Origin of the sequence: Lentzea nigeriaca (genome assembly GCF_016907955.1) — a bacterium.
In the GTDB taxonomy this organism is placed as follows: domain Bacteria; phylum Actinomycetota; class Actinomycetes; order Mycobacteriales; family Pseudonocardiaceae; genus Lentzea; species Lentzea nigeriaca.
Window position 1 is genome coordinate 101113 of sequence record NZ_JAFBCX010000017.1, and the last position, 18788, is coordinate 119900.

Here is an 18788-nt window from a genome sequence, read left to right on the forward strand (position 1 = left end):
CCAGGTGTGTCGCTGTCCATCGGGAGGTCCGTCATCGACGTGGCTCCCGGCGGCGCTCCCAGAAGGTCGCTTCGGGCCACCGCCGCTCCTGCGCGTAGAACGCGTACCGCTGGGCGAGGAACGTGTCGAACGACTGCCGAATCCCGTCGGCGTACCGTTCGGTTGCCGTGCCGTCCCCGTCCAGACACGCCCGAATCGTGTCCGCCGCCGCCAGACCGTTCGACAGCGCCTTGTGGATGCCCTGTCCGGACAACGGGTCGAACGATGAGGCGGCGTCGCCCGCGGCGAGCCAGTGCGGACCCGCGGGGCGGTCCAGGACGAAACACGGCACCGGGCACACCCTGAGGCTGCCGGGAATGTAGAAGGACTCAGACAGGGCCGGAGCCAGGAACGCGGTCTGGCCGAGCCGTCTGAGCCACGACGTGCTCTCGTGCAACGTCGCGGACCTCAGGTCGTCGCCGTCACAGGCGAACGCGACGGCGATGCGCCTGTCTGGCAGGCGCGCCGCGTACCACCATCCGTCGGGGACGGCCTCCAGCATCGTGAGTTGCGTCAGCTCTGCCTTGTCGCGCAGGTGAAAGTAGCCGGTCGCGCAGAAGAACCGGTCGTGGACCAGCCGCCGGGCGCCGAGGTTGCGGGCGAGGCGCGCCCTGCTGCCCGTGGCGTCGACCACGAACGACGCCTTCAGTTGACGGACACCGGCCGAGGTCTCCAGTTCGACGACGAACGCCGGTTCGCCGGTGTGTGGCCGCACCGATCGAAACCGTGCGCCCGTGACCAGATGTGCGCCGGCCTTGCTCGCCCGCCGTGCCAGGAAGGCGTCGAAACGTCTGCGGTCGAGGTGGAGACCCGTCCCGTTGGGATTGACGGTGAAGTCGTTGTAGCCAAGGACGTAGTCGCCCCATGAGGAGCAACTGCCGTAGCACGGCTCGTGTCCCTCCAGCTCGAACGCGTCCAGGAGGCCCAGGCGCGAGAACAGCCGGCGGATGTCAGGCGGGACGCTCTCCCCTATCCGGTCGGACCTGTATGCGCCGCTCTCCGCGACGACCACGGTCCCACCACCGGACTGGCGCAGCGCGATGGCTGCAGCGCACCCCGCCGGTCCACCACCGAGGATGACGAAGGTCGGTTCCGGCACGTGTCGGTGATCCTTTCGCGCGTCCGGCTAGTCGCCCCCTCGCCTGTTGATCGGCCACTGAGGAACGAAGGACGTCCCGTCCTCCTCGAACAGGCTCGCCACCTCGAGGAACGTGTCCGAAGGCAGCTTGTCGATCGCGTCCTGGTTCTCCAGGCCCTCGATCTGGGTTCGCTGCACGATCGTGCCGATCCGCCACCAGTTGAGGATGATGTCCTCGCGCTCCTGGAAACGGCCGGTGTTCGCCTCGTTCAGGGAGTTCGTCCCAGGGCCTCGGAGTGACCACCGTTGGCCCGGCAGCTGATCGTCCTTCTCGGACACGCCTTCGCCGGGCGGGCGCGTGTCGGTGGCCACGTTGACGGCGACCGGGCGCTGAGCCGGCCACGACCAGTACAGCGTGGTGTTCCCAGGCGGGTTCGGGTTCGGTTCGTGGGTGGCGCAGGAGTTGTAGTCGGTGTGCCACGGGACCGACATGAACTTGGAGTGGTCGCCCGGCTCGAGCCCATCGCCGGCCTGATGCCGGGGGACGTCCGTGCGGTAGGGGACGTAGCCTTCCCCCAGCACGGGCAGGTCGGAGGGTGGCAGCTTCGAGTAGTCGAGGACCTTCTGCCGGACCCGGAACGGACCGTGGGTCTTCCAGTCGTCGTTCCAGGTCTCGCGAAGGCGCACGGGGAACGTCATGTCGATCCCTGGGCTGAACCGCCCGCCCAGGCAGTTGATCAACGACGCCTTGTCGAGGTACTCGCCCGGTCCGAGCGGAGGCCGGTTCTTGGTCACGCGTTTCGCGTCCCACTGCTCGAGGAAGAAGTACTGCGTCTTGCTGACTGACAGGAGTGAGTCTCCGGAGTCGCCGAGCGACAGCGGCATGAGCGGCGCGCCAGTCGCGTGCTGCTTCGGGGCATTCGGATTCCGCACATATCCCAACCCGGCCAGGATGGTGGTGGCGGGGTCGTCGTCCTCGGTGATCCGCCCCACTGCCTCGTGCGCCTGGATCGCGCCTTCCGGCAGGTTGGTGTTCCACCGCTGGACCCGAGTCGCCTGGAAGATCGGGTTGATCTGCTGGCCGAAGTCCGGGTGGTAGTCCGTGTTGAACTTGCCGTCGCTGAACAGGTCGGGTTCGAGGGCGAACTCGCGTACCCACGTGTCGTAGATGTCGTCCCACAGTGAGATGACGTTCAGCGTCTGCGGGGCGAACCCCGGGTCGGTCGAGATCACCCAAGCCCCGGCCACGTCGCTGGTGGTGCCGTCCGTGAAGACGAGGGTGGCGTTGACCGGCCCGTCGGCCGTGTCGTCGAACCAGCCGTCGTTGTCGACGTCGGAGTTCAGCGGGTAGTGCACGGAGGAGCCTTGTGGGCACCAGGCCGCGGTCCGGCCGAACGCGGCGACCACGTGCAGGCGTCCGTCCTGGTCGGTGACCAACTCGCCCAGCGTGTCGATGCGCCCGAACGGTTCGTACAGCGGTGAGAACCTGTCGTCGGGGAAGGACTTCGGATAGTTCGGCACGACTTCGATCTCGGCGTCATGTCCGTAACTCGCGTCGCCCTTCTTGCCCATGTCGACACGGTCAGTCGCGGTGCCCGTGATGGCCCGGGGTCCGGGATCGATGGTCAGTCTCCGGACTCGTTCCGGGTTGCTGGACCACTCCCCCTCGGCGAGGTTGCGCAGGGGCGGGGTGCGACCGTTCTGGTACTGCAGGAGCGTGTACAGGGCCGAGGTCCCCGGCGCCTCGAGCAGGTAGCTGTTGGCCTTCTTGTTGGCGACGTGCACGGTCCAGACGATGTCCGCCACCTTCTTGTCGCCGACGGTCGACCCGATCTTGATCTCGGTGCCGGTGTTCGTCGGGTAGCGACCCACGGCATCGTCGTCGTAGGCGAAGATCCTGAACCGGGCGGCCTGCCTCTTCAGCCTGCCTTTGCTGTCCCGTACGTCGCTGCTGGTGATCGTGGCCCCGTCGAGCCGGAGCGGAAGGCCGCCGACCGTGCCCGCGTACTGTGCGGTCTCGTGGCCTCCGTCGGGCAGTGGCAGCGCGGCCATGGTCTCGGGCGCCAGGTTGTACTCGTCGCTGTTGCCGACGCGGGCGAAACCGATCGATGGGTGCACCCTGAACGTGGTCATGTCCCGCTCCTGACATCCGAGAACTCGGGCACGACGCCCTGGCGCCAGCAGGCTTGGATGTTTCCACCCACCGTGGGCATGAGCGCGCCGAACGGCTCACGGTCGGGCCAGCCGTTGAACATGTCCTGAATCAACACGGTAAGCTTCTCGAAGTTCTCCGCCAGCACCCGCTGTGGTTCGGTGCCGACCAGGGTCGGGTCGGCGTGGTAGGTCTCGGGGGCCAGACCCGCGAGGAAGGCGTCGCGAATCGCGTTGAACTTCCGGAAATGACTGTCCGCCGCGTCGTAGCCGTCCGCTGTGTTCTGGTAGGGCAACGGAATGTCCTCGTCGACGTTGTTGCGACCCTCACCCTGCTCCGTGATCACGTCGATGAGCTCCAAAGCCTGGTTCAGCCCGGCCGGGCCGTCCTTGGTCACCGTGGTGTGGCTGAGGTTGCGGTAGAAGCTCGAAAAGTGGTCGGACTGGTTGTGGTTGCCGCGCACGTCGTCCGCGTGCTGCTGCATGCCGTACCGCAGCGCGATGTAGAAGTCACCGAGAGTGGCGTAGTGGTCCCGGTGCGGATCCAGCGGAGGCGGCTCGGACTCGGGCAACTCGATCAGGCACATCGTGCCGAGCCGGACGAGGTCCAGGCCGCCGAGCTGGGCATCGGGCTCGCCGTACTTCTTGACCGCCTTTTCGTCCAGCCAGAAGTCGAGGTGCGGAACACCGCCCGCCTTCGAGTAGTTGAACGGGCCGATCTCGAGCCGTTTCGTCGGCTGGAACGCGTTGTAGACGTTGGCCGCCAGCTCGGCGTGCATCATCTCCTGGTTGGCGACCGACCGGATCAGCCGGTAAACGGGATGGTTGATGTCCTTGATCGAGTACATCACCGTCAGGTAGTAGGGGATCGTCCAGATCTCCAGGTTCACGGCGTACTGCAGATGGGCGTGCACGTCCGCCAGAGTCCAGTGCGTCACCCGCTTGGGTCGTGGGGCGCGCACGAGGGGCGCCACCGCCGCCCGGTCCCTCCTCAACGAGTCCACCACAGCGCTACACCTCGCGCCTGGTGAGGACGTTGCACGTCGGGTGCGGGAAGGTGTACATCGTCCCGTTGATCGGGATGGTGAGCAGTATTCGTTGCGTGTACGCGAGGATGTCGTAGTCGGACCCGCCGTCGTACGACAGGAGCCAGTACTCCGCGCTGTAGCCGGCAAGTGCCGCCCTCCGCTTCTCGAAGGGAATGTTCACCACTTTCCCGCCGTGGTCCTCCGAGTCGACCCGGCAGTGGATGTAGTTGCTAACGGGATGGCCGGCGGCGGCCAGATCCTCGATCGCGTTCTGCAGAGGCAGGTGGATCTGCTCGGTCAGCATCGGGCTCGGGTTCTGGTAGTTGTCGGGAGCGTTCAGCTCATCGCGGTACGGACCGACGTCGATGCCCTCGGGGGTCGGCAGGACCGGCGCGGCGTCCGGGATCTTCGGCTCCCCGGTGGACACCGAGAAGCTTCCCAGCGCCAGGACCGACACCCCGTGCGGCACCGAGATCTGCTTACACATCGTTCGTTCCGGGGGCTGCGGCCGCGGTTTGCCCTTCTCGTAGGCCGGATCGTTCGGCGGGTAGGGATAGGGCCCGATCTGCTGCTTCTCGGTCGCGAGGTGCAGCCACGCCCCGTTCTCCTCGTGGACGATCGTGCCGATGCCGGGACCTTCCGCGAAACGGATCTGCTGGTCGTAGAACAGCACGTACGGGGTCTGCTGGTAGACGCCGCCCCGGTTCGGTGCCGAGATCGGGCTGGCCACGGCTCCCGGCCCCTTGAACTCGATCGTCTCGTAGTACGTGAAGTTCTTGAGGATGTACCCCAGATCCATCCCGTGCTGCGGCGACTCCTGCGGCAGCACCATCACGTTGTACGAGTACGGGCTGTTCTTGTCGCCCTTGTTCGTACCAGGCAGGTTCTGGTTCGTCCACGTGCCGATGAGCTTCTGCTGGAAGATCGACAGTTCCGCGGTGTCCGCCTTACGTGGCATCAGATGCTCCAGTGCTTTCGTCGGAAATCGCGCCACTCAGTGTCTGGCCGGCCCGTGTCGTCCACAATGGAATCGACCGGCCCTACCCGTCCGGGATCGGCCGTTCACCGTTCAGTGGCGCACCGCTGCTACGCGCCGGAAACACCCCTCAGACGAGGGGCTGTCCTACCGGGTTGTCGCCCGTCGCCTGAACCCACATCGTTACTCAGCGCGTTGTCCAACACGACCGAGTTCCCAGCGTGCCGCGACGCGGATCTGTTCAACCGTGCGAGACGTTCCTCTGGATATTGTGGATCGTCTGCGGCCAGCCGGTTTTGCCCGAACGTGACGTTGGTGCCGCTAGACGGTCCGAACGCGCTCTTCGCTCCAAAACCAGGGGCAGTGACGGACAAGCACACGTAGAAATCGTCTACAACCACCGCTGCCGACCAAGCAAAGGGCGGACATGAACTCCTCAAAAGCGTCGCCGGTTTCCCTTCCGCTCAGCAGACAGCTTCTTCTTCTCATCGTTGATCATCTGCGGAAGCATCACAAATCGAATGTCGCGCGTCACCCAGAGGGCGAGCAGCGTTGGCCGCAGGAGTGCCCGCGGTGGTGAGCGACGGCGATCCGGAACACCTGGTGCACGCCTGGTCCGACGCCGACACCGTGGTGATCGTCGACGCCGTCCGCGCTTTCCCGCACAGCCCGGCCGTTGGTATCGCACAGAGCTGCCGCACACCATTCCGCTTGCCGGTCGCCGTGGACCGAGCGTTCCCGACGGAGTGCGGCTCGCTGACGAACTCGACCTGCGGCCCGAACACCTCGTGGTGTTCGGGATCGAAGTCGCCGGCACCGGGTTCGACCCGGCAGTGGCGTCCGAAGTCGTCACCGCGATCGTGGCGGGCTCGGCTGATCGGCGTTCACACCACCCGGCGCACACCCGGGATTCGCGTCACGAAGTAGCCGACGACGAAGCACAACGGCACTCCGACCACCGCGACCAGCACGAACTTCGCCTCCGGCGGCCAGGGAAGCGGCCGGGCGGCGAGCGACAACAGCACCAGGACGGTCGGATGCAGCACGTAGGCCGCGTAGGAACCTCGTCCGGCACGAACCGTCACCTCGCCCGCCACGCCGTTCCACCGCGAGGAGAACCACCGCACCAGCCAGACCGACCCGAGGACCGCGATCACGCCGTCCAGCAGGGCGAAAGCCACCACGCTCCAGTGCCATCCCCCGATGATCGCTCGCGGCCCGTCGTCGGTCAGCGTCAGCGCCCACGTGCCGCTCAGCGCGATGATCGCGGCCAACGCCACCCGTCCGCAGGCGCCGGAGAATCGCCGCGGCACGTCGTCCAGGTCCACCATCGCGCCGAGCACGAACATCCCCGCGGCTTGCGTCCAGTGCGCCAGCTGCAGGTTCCACAACGTCGGAGTGGCGTAGCCCACCCACTGCCACAACACCAGGTCCGCCACCGCGATCAGCGCGGCAACCGCCACGACGACCCGCACGCCGCTCTTCCCGTGCGGCAGCGGTACCACCGCGTACAGCGTGGAGAACACCAGCAGGGCGACCACGAACCACATCGGACCGAAGTCGCGCTCGCCGAACGGGTCGGCGAGGTGGCTTCCCAGCGTTCTCCCGGTGCCGCCCAGCCAGTCGGTGAACGGATCGACCAGCAGCAAGAACACCAACGCCGGTACACCGAGCCGAAGCACCCGTGATCGCACGAACGACGCGGCACCGTGCCGGGAGACCGAGATCCGCGCGAGCCAGCCCGAGATCAGGAACAGCGGCGCGAGGCCGTAGACCGCCCCGAGCGCCAGTGGCAGGGCGGCGACGTCCGTCACGACAGAGGAAGTCGTCCGCTCCTCGTAGTACCACCCCGCCAAGTCCGACAAGTACGCGGTGGCCACGTGCACGACGACCACGCCGGCGATGACCGTGATCCTCAGCCGGTCGATCCAGGCCAGCCGCATGATCAGGTCCGGCGTAGCGGCATGCGGCAGGGCCGTACGGTTCGCCAGGACGCCGCCTCTTCAACCGCTGCCGACTGCTCACAGAGGACCTGGGGCCGGATCTCGTCTCGCTGCACGAGCTGAATGAGCTGCATGACCGGAGGGTCCGCTGCCACCCGCCCGTGCCGACAGGGGCGTAGGGACCGGCGGCGGCGACTTCGGTCCTCGCCGGAACAGGACCTCCAGCCCGGTTCCGCGCGGCTGCGGCCAGCGGTTGTCGTCCGGGTGGTCGCCGGTGCCGGTGCCGTCGTCGGCGTGGCCGTGCTCGTGGTCGCGGTCGGGCCCGTGCTGGTGCCCGTGGCCGTCTGAGTGATCGAGGTGCTCGGTGGGTGTTTCGACGAGCTGTACGGGTACGTCGCTCGCGTCGGCGTGCCGACCGGGTCACCGCAGCTCGCGCATCCCGGCGGCCTCCAGGCCTTGCGGCCAGGACGTTGCACCCAGGCCGCCACGAGGGCCTGACCGAGGCGTACGAGGTCGTCTTCGCGTGGCTCCACGGGCATGGCAACCACCAGGCGGGGCCGCTTCGGGAGCGGTACCTCGCCGGGCCGGACACTGTTTCGGACCCCGCGGACCACCTCACCGAGATCGTCCTACCGGTGCGCGGCGGCGCCTGAGGTGCCGTGCATCCACTGTGCACGTTGACAGAAGTTGATCAGAGTCGTCAGCGCGACGTCCAGTCGGGCGCGATCCGCTCCCACTCCCCTGCCCAGCGGCGCAGGCGAATCCTCTTGTGGGTGAACCGCACCGCCAGGTACAGCAGGCTCATGGCGGCCGCCACCGCGGTCCACAGCAGCACCGCGACCGCGACCGCGGTGGAAGCGGCACCTCCGCCCGTGAGGGGTGGCTTGGCCACATCACCGTTCTGGTCGACCCAGATCCGGACCGTGGTACCGACCTGGGCGTCGTAGTTCGCCGGCACCGCACCGTGGCGCTCCGCGCCGTCGGCAGCTCGCCACCTGGCCGGCACGAGCGGGGACTCGACCACTCCGCCGCGTTCGGCGGTCCAGGTCGACGGCGGGGCGTCCTCGATCAGCACCGCCTCGATGCGGTGCCGGGTCTGTTGTTCGCTCGCCACCTGACTTCGCTGCGTCGCGTACAGCTCCGATCCGGTCGCCGCGGCAACCGGCGCGGCGAGCAACGCGACCAGCACGGCGATCACGAGCACCGCGCCTTCGAGCCGATCGCCCGCCGTGGCGAGCTCGTTGCGGCCGGGAAACGCCTGACGAGCCAACCGGGAGATCGGCTTCGTGTCCATGGTCCACCTCCGCCGTCAAGGTTTCCTCGCCGCGGGCACGCCCCCCAGGGCCCTTCGTCGTCGTCTCGATGAGACCGTGGGCTCATGGCAGGTGGGGTCCGGCCGCCCACCGGTGCCGGACACCCTCCGCGCGTTCCCGTTCCTCCAACTCGAGCTCGATGCGGACAAGCGCGTCGCACAGCAGGGGAACCCAATGCCGCCGCAGCACCCGCACGCGTTGCCGGGTCGCGTCGGCCTCGGTGGACACCAGCCGCAGTGCGGCAACGGCCACAGCGTGCTGGACGGCCGCTTCGAGCGCCCTGCGTTGTTCCTGCGCCGCGCGGGTGATCGCCGTGCCACCGGGCAGGGTGGACTCCGAGTCGGGTGGGGGTGCGCACGTCGCCGCGGCGGGATAGCGCACGCCCAGCGTCGTGGTCCACGAGACGGTGACCTCCGCTTCGGCGGAGCTGCCCGCCAGGCGGATGCCGCGCCTGCCTCCCACCAGCGCGCCGCGCAGCGTCCAGGTGCGCGCTTCGGCGAGGCGGGCGCGCCACTCCTCGCCGCTGCGGCCGACGACGGCTTCGAGCCGTCGTTGTTCCGCGTGCAACGCCCGCAGCTTCTGTTCCAGCAACTCGGCCGCGCGCTCCGCGCCGGTCAGGCGGCGGCGCAGCCACGAGCGGCCGGAGCGGCCAGGCGGTACCCGGATCGCGGTCATCGCTGCTCCAGCAGGGCGGTGGGCAGCATCGCGAGTTCGGAGCGAGGCAGCCGCAACAGCACGCGCCACGCCCGCTCCAGCGTGTCGTCCAACGAGCGGGTCTCCCCGCGGCGCTGGCCGAGCAGCTCGCCGCGGAACGCCTCCTCGAACTCCAGATACGCCCGGTCGGTGCGGCTCAGTCCGCTCAAGCCGATCAGTTCGGCGAGGTCGCGAACCTGCTGTGCCCGAGCGAGGGCGGCCAGCAGCTGCGCGGCGACGTCGAGGTGGTCCGCGCGCGTGCGGCCGGCGCCCGCGCCGTTGCGCATCAGCCTCGACAACGACGCGAGCGGGGCGACCGGCGGGTACACGCCGCGCGCGTGCGCCTCGGCGGAGAACACGATCTGTCCCTCGGTGATGTAGCCGGTGAGATCGGGCACGGGGTGCGTGATGTCGCCGCCCGGCATGGTGAGCACCGGCAGCACCGTCACCGATCCCGGCCTGCCGCGGATCCGGCCGCAGCGCTCGAACAGCGAGGCGAGGTCGCTGTAGAGGTAGCCGGGGTACGACCGTCTGGCCGGGATCTCGCCGCGCGCCGCAGACACCTCGCGCAACGCTTCGGCGTAGCTGGTCATGTCGGTCATCACCACCAGCACGTGCCTGCCGCCGCGGAACGCCAGTTCCTCGGCGACGGTCAGTGCGATCCGCGGGGTCAGGATGCGTTCGACGACCGGGTCGTCCGCGGTGTTGAGCAGCAGCACCAGTTCTCCCGCGGCTGAGCGCTCCTCCAGCGCGTCTCGTGCGAACGCGGCGTCGGCGTGGGTGAGGCCGATGCCGGCGAAAACCACGCAGAACTGTGCTCCCCCTACTGTGGATTGTGCGGCGATCTGCGTCGCGAGCTCCAGGTGCGGCAGTCCCGGCAGGGAGAACAGCGGCAGTTTCTGGCCGCGCACCAGCGTGGTCAGCGCGTCGATCGCCGACACACCGGTGAGCACGGGCTCCGCGGGCGGTTCGCGCCAGGTCGGGTTCAGCGGGGCTCCGGTCACCGGCTCGCGGCGTGTGCCGAACACCGGCGGACCGCCGTCGATCGGCTGGCCGCGGCCGCCGCACACCCGGCCGAGCCACCCGGTGCCGACCGGAATGCCGAACGGGCTGCCGGTGAACTCCAGCGCCGTGCCCGCGCAGCTCATCCCGGCGGTGCCCTCCAGCACCTGCACGACGGCGAGGTCGTGGTCGACCTCGAGCACCAGACCGTGCCGCAGCTCACCGGAGGACAGCCTGATGCGCACGAACTCGTCCCAGCCGACGCCCGTGACATCCGCGACCACCACCAGCGGTCCGCGCAGTTCCCGCACCCCGGTGAACTCGACCCCTCCTGTCACGTCAGCCTCCGCAACCCGGCCAGCACCGCGTCCCGGCTCCGGCCGATCAGCTCGACGTCCCGCGGCCCGGCCCGCTCGCGCAGCCGAACCAGCTCGGTGAAGTCGAACTCCTCGACGTCCTCGACGGCGACGCCCGCGCCGACCAACCGGCGGCACTCGTCCACCACCGCGAGCACGGCCTCGACGAGTGCCGCGGCTTTCTCGTCACCACCTGAAGCATCCACTGTGGACAGTGCGCTCTGCTGGAGGACACCGTCGCGCAGAAGCCGCCCGCCGAGCAGCACGACCCGTTCGGGGGCCGAGAGCGTGGCGGCACCGACCAGCTCGGCGAGTGCGGCGAGCCGGTCGGCCTCGGCCAGCAGCGCGATCACGCGGTCGCGCCGCGCCGGCCAGTTCGGGTCGTTCTCGCGCACGTGGTGGCTGCCGATCGCGGGCGCGTCCCTGGAGAACGACGAGGACCACGACACCGCCGGGTAGTGCCGGGAATAGGCGAGGTCGCGGTCGAGCGTCCACCTTGCGCGCACGAACCGTTCGGTGTGCGCGGTGACCGGCTCGGTCATGTCCCCGCCCGGTGGCGACACGGCGCCGATGATCGTGACCGAGCCGCTGGATCCGCCGAGCGTCTCCACAGAGCCGGCGCGTTCGTAGAACGCCGCGAGCGCCGAGGCGAGGTCGGCGGGATACCCCTCCTCGGCCGGCAGCGCCCCGGTCCGGGAGGCGAACTCGCGCAACGCCTCCGCCCAGCGCGACGTGGAGTCGGCGATGACGACCGCGTGATAGCCCATGTCGCGGTAGAACTCCGCCACGGCGACGCCGGTGTAGATGCTTGCCTCGCGCGCCATCATCGGCATGTTGGAGGTGTTGGCGATGACGACGGTGCGGTCGGCCAGCCGCCCGCCCGTGCGCGGATCCGTGAGCTCGAACAGCTCCGCGACGACCTCGGCGAGCTCGTTGCCGCGTTCACCGCATCCGATGTAGACGATCACGTCCGCGTCGCACCACTTGGCGAGTTGTTGCAGCAGCACGGTCTTCCCGGTGCCGAAGCCGCCCGGCACGGCGGCGGCACTGCCGCGTGCGATGGGGAACAGCAGGTCCACCACGCGCTGACCGGTGCGCAGCGGCTCGACCGCGGTCCGGCGAACCCGGTACGGCCGCGGCACCCGCACGGGCCAGTCCGCGCACAGGCCGACCGGCACGCCGCCCACGGTCGCGATCACCGCGTCGGCCGCGCATTTCCCGTCCGCCAAGCACTCCACGACACCCGACGTGCCCGGCGGTACGAGCACGCGATGCTCCAACGCACCGGCGTCGGCGACCACGCCGAGCAACTGCCCAGGCCGCACCGCATCACCCTCGCTCACCCGCGCCTCGAAGTACCACGCCTGGTCGCCGTCCTTGATCGCCGCGCCCGGCCGGAGAAAGGCGGGGGCCGACGACAACGGGCGCAGCAGTCCGTCGAACACCCTGCCGAGCAGGCCGGGGCCGAGCCGCACCGACAACGGCCTGCCCGCGGGCACGGCCGCGGCACCGGGGCCGAGCCCGCCCGTGTACTCGTAGGCCTGCAGGCTCACCAGACCGTCCCGAATCGCCACGACCTCACCAGGTATGGCCGACGGGCCGAGCGTGACCAGGTCGTGCATCGCCACCGGGCCGATGTCGCGCACCTCGACGAGCGGCCCGGCCACCCGGACGACCCGGCCCGCGGTCACGGCGCCCACAGCTCTCGAACCTCGTCACCCAGCGCCTCCACAGCACGATCGGTGACCGCACGGACGCCGAGGTCGAGCCGCCTGCCCGGGACGTCGCCGAGCACGCCACCGCCGTCTCCGTCGCGCACCGACGCGTCCGGCCCCAGCTCGGCCCGCACCGCCGCGACGAGTCGCGCGCGCATCATCGGATCACTGAAAGCCCGCGCCACGGCGGCGGCGACCCGGTGGACGAAATCGTCGTAGATTTCGCGCTGCACAGCCAGTTCCAGCGCACGGGCCGCGCGGCGGGCACGCTCGTGCTCGGCGGCGATCGACTCCGCAGCGGCAGCTCTGCCCGCGGCCGCGGCCTCGCCCAGGATCCGCCGTGCCTCGGCTCGGGCGTCCGCGAGCGTGCTGTCCGCCTGTCGCCGCGCGGCGGTGACCTCCTGTTCCGCTTCGGCTCGCGCACGCGCCAGGAGTGCGGCGATCACCGGTGCCAGTGCGTCCAGCTGGGCGTTCACGGCGGCATCACCACCACGAGCGGCCAGGACGTGGCGACGAGTTCGGCCCTCAGCACGCGGGCGGCCTCCTCGGTGAGCAGCACCACCGACACGTCGTCCTCCAGCGAGCTCCACGCCATGCGCACGGACGCGTCGTCGCCCACCTCGTGCACGCGTGCACCGGCAAGCGCCCAGCCGTCCACTCCGGTGCCGATCACGGCCACCGCGCCCACGACTCACGCCTTCCCGATGAGGATCACGGCCACGATCAGGCCGTAGATCGCGATGCCCTCGGCGAGGCCGACGATCACCATGGCCCGCCCGAACAACTCGGGACGCTCGCTCAGCGCGGCCAGAGCGGCCGCTCCGGTGTAGGCCACGGCGATCGCGGCGCCGATGGACGAGCCGGCGACCGAGATCGCCGCGCCGATGAGCGCCGCCCAGTTCGCCGCGGGCGGGGTGCTCTGGGCGACGGTCAGCGGTGCGGCGGCCGCCTCGCCGCCGCTCAGCGCGACGACGAGCGCGATCGCCGCTCCCACCAGCAGAAGTGCGTTCAGCCCGAGGAACACGGTGAGAGCGGCGCGTCCCTTGCGCCGCACCAGCAGCACCGCACCCGCGCACGCCGCGACGAGCACCGGCAGACCTGCCAACCAGACCATCATCGTGCCTCCCCGTGCCAAGGGCGGAATGGCCGGCCCTCGATCTCGAAGACCCGCGAGAACAGTTCGTAGAACTCCAGGCGCAACGCCTGGATCGCGGCGACCAGCGCCTCGAGGGAGAACGCCAGGGCGTTGCCGAGCAGGAAGAGGACGACCGCCGCGCCGACCCCGGCCACCCCGTGGCCCGCCAGCGCGGTCGTGCCCAGCCACACCAGGGAACCGATCGCCGCGTGCACGAGGCCGAACGCCGCGAGCCGGGCGAAGGACACCAGGTTCGACCCGGTCCTGATCACGATGTCGAACAACTCCACCACGGCCTGTGCCACGCCCGCGGCACCACCGCCGGACGCGGCCGCGAAACCCACCCCGGCCAGCGTCAGCCCGGCCACCGCCGTGACGGCGCCGGCCACGACGACGAGCCCGGCGTGGAGCAACAGGCCGCCGGCCACGCCGGCGATTCCCAGGAACAGCGCGGCACCGGCAACTCCCGACGCCGCGTACACCGCGAGCCGCGGACCGCCCTCCCGCCACCGGTTGACGATCGCGACGGCGTACGCGGCGGCGAGCAGCACCGCCCCCACCGCCACGCCGGACCCCAGCAGCAGCACGGGGTCCTCCAGCGGATCGACCCACAACGCCGCAACGACACCGGTCGGCCCGAAGAACTCCCCGTAGAGCACACCGAAAAGGGTGCTCGCCACGCCTGCCCCGGCGACGAACGGCCACGCCGCGCGCCAGCGCGCAAGCCGGGACCAGCCGCGCAACAGCGCCGCGACCGCCACCAGCAGCAGCCCCTGGCCGGCGTCGCCGAACATCATCCCGAACATCAGCACGTAGGCGGCGCCAGCCAGCAACGTCGGATCGACGTCCTGGTACGGCACGGTGCCGTACGTGCTCACGAGCGGTGTGAACGAACGCCGCACCGACCCGGTTTCGCGCAGCAGAGTCGGCGGATCCACACCGCGCGGCGCGCGCATGGGCACTATCGCGGCACCCACCTCGGCGAGAGCGGCCGCGATGCCGGGCCGGTCGTCGGCCGGGCACCAGCCCGCCAGCGCCGCGACCTCACCGCGCCGGACCGCGCCGGCGATCAGCTTCTCGAGTTCCTCTTCCGTGCGGTCGATGTCAACCAGGCCCGACAGCTTCAGCACCGCGTCGCGCAGCACGTCGCCGGGGGCGACGATCGCCACCCGTTCCATCCGGACCGGAGTCACCGCTTCAGGCAAGGGCATCGAAGACCTCCACCGGCCGTCCACCGCGTGCGGCGAGCTCGAGCGCGGCACGCACCCGCCGGGCGTCCAGCGCGAGCAGGGCGACGCATCCGACCACCGGTTCCGGCCCGAACCCCGGCCCCCGCAGCAGCGTGTGCGCGTCGTTCTCGACGCGTGTCCACCACCGTTCCTCGGCACGCCAAAGATCTGCGGGGTCCCGCACGTCCGCGAGCGCCCACGCCGCCTCACCCGGCAGCGCACCGGCGAACGCCGTCAGGTCGCCGGGCGACTCCGGTCCGAGCAGCGCCGAGTCCGGTACCGGCCGGCCGAGCAGGAACCGCACCCGCGCGACCAGCAACGCCGCCGCGCCCGCGGCCCACGCCGCCGCCTGCGGCACGCCACCCGCCACTCGCGCCGCCCAGCCGAGTTGCACGCCACAGGCGATCCGCCACGGGTCGTGCGCACCTGGATCACCCCAGGGCGAGGCTGCGAGTGCGTGCCGCAGCCCGACGAGCGACGTGGTGGCCGCGAGCCGGGGCCAGGCGGTGGCGAGCGTGCCGAGCCGGTACAGCTCACCTGAGCTCTCCCCGGCCAGTGACCGCACGTGCTCCAGCACGTTCGCGACCTCGAACCACCCGGCCAGCAGCCGCACCAGCTCGGCACCCGCACGCGGCTGCCACCCCGCGAGCACCCGCAGGTGCCACAACAGGGTCGCGGCGACCGCGTGCTCGGTCTGCTCCAGCGACTGCCCCACTCGCACGTACCGCTGATAGGGACCGGTGTCCAGCAACCGTTGCGCGTCGGCCAGCGACACGCAGCCCGCCACCTCGCGCGCGCCGAGGGCACCGGACCGCCGGCGCAGCAACGCCTGTGCCCGCACCCCGCCCGCGACCCACGCCGCGCTCACGGCACAGCCTCCTTCAGCACCGCGAGCGCCGACGCCACCGCCCGGTCCACGAGCCGGGGCATGCGAGCCGCGGCACGTGCACGCGTCTGTTCGGAGCGCTCCCGCACCGCCGCGACGAGCTGTTCGCCGTCCGGAGCCGCTTTTGCCCGCGCACGGGCGGCCGTACGCGCACGCACCGTCGCTGCACGGTCTTTCGCCTCGACGCGGAAGTTCTCGGCTTGGCCTGCTGCCCGCGCACGAATCCCGGCCGCCTCCGCCCGTGCCTCGATCCGGATGCGCTCCGCTTCCTGCTCGGCCTCGGCCAGCAACGCGAGCACCGGCCCCAGCTCGGCGTCCAGCTCGGCAGCCCGGTCCGCCGGCACTCCCGGCCGCGCCGCCGCACCCGGCGTCCCCGCCGGGCGGTAGCGCTGCAGGAGATCGCGGAGCCTCGTCACCGGTCCATGGTCGCGACGCGCTGCCGTGTACGGCAGTGACGGACCTCCCCGTTGCACAGGGACCTCGGCCCCTTGAGCGCCCCCCATCCGGTGCGGGCCTCGGGATCAACAGGGCAGGGCGACCGCCCGATCCCGGTCCCAGGCCGCCACCGGCACGTCCACTCGACGAGCAGTTCGTGCGCGAGCAACGGATCAGTGGCGGCGAGCTTCCGTGCCTCGGCCCGTCGTGCCCGAGCGGTCAGCGCCTGCTCGATCTCCGAGGCACTGGTGCCCTCTGGGCGGTGGGAGACCTTGCGCGGCAACAACAGTTGGTGCACGCATGCCGTCACGATCAGCGCGATGCCGCCCATGCCGGCGACCGTCGGCAGCACCTGGCCCGCGGTGCCCACCGAATTGCCGTTCGCGTCGACCGGGCGGCGGTGCACAGACCGGCAGCCCCAGCGCCACCACCCTGTTGGCCGCCGCGAACGACGGCCCGCCACGGCCGAACTACCCTGTCCGGCCACCTCGGCCTGCGGGATCCTTCACGTGGACAGCACACCGCGAGGAGGAGGGCATCTCGGCACGCGGAGATGATCTGCGCCCGATGCGGACGACGTCAGCCGCGGGTGCCGACCGCGAACGCGACCCGCTTGGCGACGGACACCGCATGGTCGGCGAACCGCTCGTAATAGCGGCCCAGCAGCGTGAGGTCCATCGCGGTCTCGACGTCCCACCGGTGTTCGACGACCAAGCTGCCGTACAGGGACGTGAGCAAGGTGTCCATCTCGTCGTCGGCTCGGTCCATGACCACTGCCGCGTCGGCGTCTCCGGTCGTGATCGCCTCCTGTGCGGCCGCGGCCAGCCGAGCCGCCACCGCCCCCATCTCGATGATGGTCGGACGCACCGACTGCGGGACCACCGGCCGGGGATGCCGTTGCCGCACCAGCTCGGCGACATGACGGGCCAACGCGGCCATGCGCTTGAGGTCCGCGCTCGTCCGCAGACCCGCGACGATCGTGCGGAGATCACCTGCCACGGGCTGCTGCAGCGCCAGCAAGGCGAGGGCCTGCTGGTCGATCCGGTGGTGCGCCTCGACCAGTTCCTCGTCCTCGCCGATCACGTCGGCGGCCCCGGTGAGCGAGATGTCCAGCAGGGCGGTGGTGGCGCGGGTCATCGCGTCCTGGGTGCGCTGGGCCAGATCGGCCAGCTGCCGGCGGAACGCGGCCAGTTCCGCTTCGAACGCCTCACGCATGACGATCACCTCTTCCGCGGTCCGTTCAGCCGAACATCTCGACGCGGCGGGGACGCTGCGTGTCGTCCCACTCGTACGCCAGGTTGTTCTCCAGACTGACGACGCCCGGCAGCGCGCGGACGAAGTACGCGGCGAGGTCCACGTCGCTGCGCCGCTCCAGCAGTCCCCGCATCGTCACCACGCCGTCGTGGACCGTGATGTCCACTGTGGCCGGATTGATCCAGGTCGAGCTGCCGAAGACCTCGTCCTGGATCTCGGCCCGCAACGCCTCGTCGTCCTTCACGAAGACCTTGAGCAGGTCCCGCCGCGACAGCACGCCGACGAGCGCGCCGTCCACGTCGACCACGAACAACCTGCGAACGCCGGCCTTCGCCAGCTCCCCCGCCGCGGTGCTCGCGGAGGCGTCCATGCGGATGGTGCGGACCGGTGTCGTCATGACCTCACGCGCGGTGCCGCCGAGGGCCCTGCGCCAGCGCCGCTTCTCCGCCCGGCTCGACAGGATCGCGGGCCTGGCCGTGGTGCCACCGCGGAACTCCTCCTTCGGCAGCAGGTCGGCCTCCGAAACCACGCCCACGGCGTAATCCCCCTCGACGATCGGCACCGCGCTGATGCTGTGTTTCCTCATCAGCAGCGCCAGATCCTTGAACGGCGTCTCCGGAATCGCGGTGATCACCTCGCTGGTCATCAGCGAGGCGACGGAAAGCCTGCGCATGGCGTTCTCCTCTCGCCGGGTGGTCGATGAGCGCACCGTCCAGGCTTCTCCCGTACCGCCGCGCGCCACAGGGACCTTCGTCGCCACGGCGGTGAGCCGATGTGCTCCGGGCGATCACCTCTGGGGTGACGCCATCCGATAGGGCTGCACAACTCCGGTGCGCCACGCCGCGGGATCGCGTTCGATCTCCGGATCGCTGAAGTAGATCTCCCAGGCGTCACCCACGACGTCGCCGCCCCGTGCCCGCACCCACGACGTCAGCGCGCCGTACGCCGACTCCATCGCCTCATACGGCCCGAGGTGGACCGTCCTGGCGGCCGGGCCACCGGGAAGCACCGAGGGATGCACCCCGTCCGCGCGGTCGATCGCCACGCCTACCGGGTAGCCCGCCTCCACCCGGAACCGGCCGTCCGCCAACCGGTGATAACGGGCGAACGGCGCCCCCGTCGGCTCGATGCCGCAGCCCGCGAGGACGGCCGCGATGTCGTTGTACGTCTTCGTCAGCCACGGACCGATCTCCGACACCGCCACCGTCCCCATGGCGACCGCTGTCGGCTGCTCGGCGAGGATCTGGGGCTGGATGTCGTATCGCTGCATCATCACGTCAGGCTCCTTCGCCGTCCGTTCGCGTTGACAGTGCCGCGCGTTCGGGGTCCTCCGGCACGGCCGGTCGGGACGTTCATCGGGGTCCTCGCAGCCGAGCTGTGTCGCCGTTCCGGCCTCGGTGTGGCTGACCCTCTGACAGAGCATCGCCTTCTGGCGAAGTGGTCATCAGGGACGTTCGGCGCTATCACCAGATCCGAAGGTCCCGTCTCCGATCGGCCGAGCGGGAGCTGGTCTCGGTGACGGTCGAAGTGCGCCATCGGGGAACCGCACACACCG

Annotated in this window: 21 protein-coding genes; 2 read left to right on the forward strand and 19 right to left on the reverse strand. The window is 70.3% G+C overall.

Going from position 1 to position 18788, the window contains the following annotated elements; all coding sequences use genetic code 11:
• Window positions 1–31: 31 nt before the first annotated feature.
• The 5 genes from JOD27_RS37320 to JOD27_RS37340 all read right to left on the reverse strand — a co-directional run bounded on the left by JOD27_RS37320 (window position 32) and on the right by JOD27_RS37340 (window position 7215).
• Window positions 32–1138 carry an FAD-dependent oxidoreductase gene (locus JOD27_RS37320; protein ID WP_204767063.1) on the reverse strand — a complete coding sequence of 369 codons (1107 nt, stop codon included), beginning with the start codon at window positions 1136–1138 and terminating at the stop codon, window positions 32–34.
• A gap of 27 nt (window positions 1139–1165) precedes the next feature.
• Entirely contained in the window at window positions 1166–3250 is a 2085-nt protein-coding gene (locus JOD27_RS37325; protein WP_204767064.1) for a LodA/GoxA family CTQ-dependent oxidase, read from the reverse strand.
• A complete protein-coding gene (locus JOD27_RS37330) occupies window positions 3247–4272 on the reverse strand; it encodes a ferritin-like domain-containing protein (protein ID WP_204767065.1) in 1026 nt (341 codons plus the stop codon). The genes JOD27_RS37325 and JOD27_RS37330 overlap by 4 nt, the downstream gene beginning before the upstream one ends.
• A gap of 7 nt (window positions 4273–4279) precedes the next feature.
• Window positions 4280–5254: a heme-binding protein gene (locus JOD27_RS37335; RefSeq protein ID WP_204767066.1), complete on the reverse strand. Its 975-nt coding sequence runs from the start codon at window positions 5252–5254 to the stop codon at window positions 4280–4282.
• Between the two features lie 902 nt (window positions 5255–6156).
• A complete protein-coding gene (locus JOD27_RS37340; protein WP_204767067.1) occupies window positions 6157–7215 on the reverse strand; it encodes an acyltransferase family protein in 1059 nt (352 codons plus the stop codon).
• A 132-nt stretch (window positions 7216–7347) separates the two neighbouring features.
• On the opposite strand from JOD27_RS37340, the gene JOD27_RS37345 reads away from it, so the two are divergent.
• A complete protein-coding gene (locus JOD27_RS37345) occupies window positions 7348–7563 on the forward strand; it encodes a hypothetical protein (protein ID WP_204767068.1) in 216 nt (71 codons plus the stop codon).
• Between the two features lie 20 nt (window positions 7564–7583).
• Complete coding sequence (locus JOD27_RS46275; protein WP_307830558.1) at window positions 7584–7868, forward strand: GyrI-like domain-containing protein; 285 nt, start codon at window positions 7584–7586, stop codon at window positions 7866–7868.
• A 47-nt stretch (window positions 7869–7915) separates the two neighbouring features.
• On the opposite strand, the gene JOD27_RS37355 is transcribed toward JOD27_RS46275, so the two are convergent.
• From JOD27_RS37355 to JOD27_RS37420, 14 genes are all read right to left on the reverse strand, one after another.
• Window positions 7916–8509, reverse strand: coding sequence for an Rv1733c family protein (locus JOD27_RS37355; protein WP_204767070.1), 594 nt, complete (start codon window positions 8507–8509; stop codon window positions 7916–7918).
• 82 nt (window positions 8510–8591) lie between these two features.
• Window positions 8592–9203 (reverse strand): V-type ATP synthase subunit D, encoded by a 612-nt coding sequence (locus JOD27_RS37360; RefSeq protein WP_204767071.1) that lies wholly within the window; start codon window positions 9201–9203, stop codon window positions 8592–8594.
• Entirely contained in the window at window positions 9200–10561 is a 1362-nt protein-coding gene (locus JOD27_RS37365) for a V-type ATP synthase subunit B (RefSeq protein ID WP_204767072.1), read from the reverse strand. Before JOD27_RS37365 ends, JOD27_RS37360 begins: the two co-directional genes overlap by 4 nt.
• Window positions 10558–12279 (reverse strand): V-type ATP synthase subunit A, encoded by a 1722-nt coding sequence (locus JOD27_RS37370; RefSeq protein ID WP_204767073.1) that lies wholly within the window; start codon window positions 12277–12279, stop codon window positions 10558–10560. Before JOD27_RS37370 ends, JOD27_RS37365 begins: the two co-directional genes overlap by 4 nt.
• On the reverse strand, window positions 12267–12770 hold the full coding sequence (locus tag JOD27_RS37375) for a hypothetical protein (RefSeq protein ID WP_204767074.1): 504 nt from the start codon (window positions 12768–12770) through the stop codon (window positions 12267–12269). The genes JOD27_RS37370 and JOD27_RS37375 overlap by 13 nt, the downstream gene beginning before the upstream one ends.
• Window positions 12767–12982 (reverse strand): V-type proton ATPase subunit F family protein, encoded by a 216-nt coding sequence (locus JOD27_RS37380; protein WP_204767075.1) that lies wholly within the window; start codon window positions 12980–12982, stop codon window positions 12767–12769. Before JOD27_RS37380 ends, JOD27_RS37375 begins: the two co-directional genes overlap by 4 nt.
• A gap of 3 nt (window positions 12983–12985) precedes the next feature.
• A complete protein-coding gene (locus JOD27_RS37385) occupies window positions 12986–13411 on the reverse strand; it encodes an ATP synthase subunit C (protein WP_204767076.1) in 426 nt (141 codons plus the stop codon).
• Window positions 13408–14640, reverse strand: a complete 1233-nt coding sequence (locus tag JOD27_RS37390) for a V-type ATPase 116kDa subunit family protein (protein ID WP_204767077.1) — start codon at window positions 14638–14640, stop codon at window positions 13408–13410. Before JOD27_RS37390 ends, JOD27_RS37385 begins: the two co-directional genes overlap by 4 nt.
• Complete coding sequence (locus JOD27_RS37395) at window positions 14627–15526, reverse strand: hypothetical protein (protein ID WP_204767078.1); 900 nt, start codon at window positions 15524–15526, stop codon at window positions 14627–14629. The genes JOD27_RS37390 and JOD27_RS37395 overlap by 14 nt, the downstream gene beginning before the upstream one ends.
• Window positions 15523–15960, reverse strand: coding sequence for a hypothetical protein (locus JOD27_RS37400; RefSeq protein ID WP_204767079.1), 438 nt, complete (start codon window positions 15958–15960; stop codon window positions 15523–15525). Before JOD27_RS37400 ends, JOD27_RS37395 begins: the two co-directional genes overlap by 4 nt.
• On the reverse strand, window positions 15957–16385 hold the full coding sequence (locus JOD27_RS37405) for a hypothetical protein (RefSeq protein WP_204767080.1): 429 nt from the start codon (window positions 16383–16385) through the stop codon (window positions 15957–15959). Before JOD27_RS37405 ends, JOD27_RS37400 begins: the two co-directional genes overlap by 4 nt.
• Window positions 16386–16558: 173 nt before the next feature.
• Complete coding sequence (phoU, locus tag JOD27_RS37410) at window positions 16559–17194, reverse strand: phosphate signaling complex protein PhoU (protein ID WP_204767081.1); 636 nt, start codon at window positions 17192–17194, stop codon at window positions 16559–16561.
• Window positions 17195–17219: 25 nt separating this feature from the next.
• Window positions 17220–17906, reverse strand: coding sequence for a CBS domain-containing protein (locus JOD27_RS37415; RefSeq protein ID WP_204767082.1), 687 nt, complete (start codon window positions 17904–17906; stop codon window positions 17220–17222).
• Window positions 17907–18020: 114 nt separating this feature from the next.
• The gene (locus tag JOD27_RS37420) at window positions 18021–18506 is read right to left on the reverse strand and encodes a GyrI-like domain-containing protein (RefSeq protein ID WP_239570786.1); all 486 of its coding nucleotides are present in this window, start codon (window positions 18504–18506) and stop codon (window positions 18021–18023) included.
• Window positions 18507–18788: the final 282 nt, after the last annotated feature.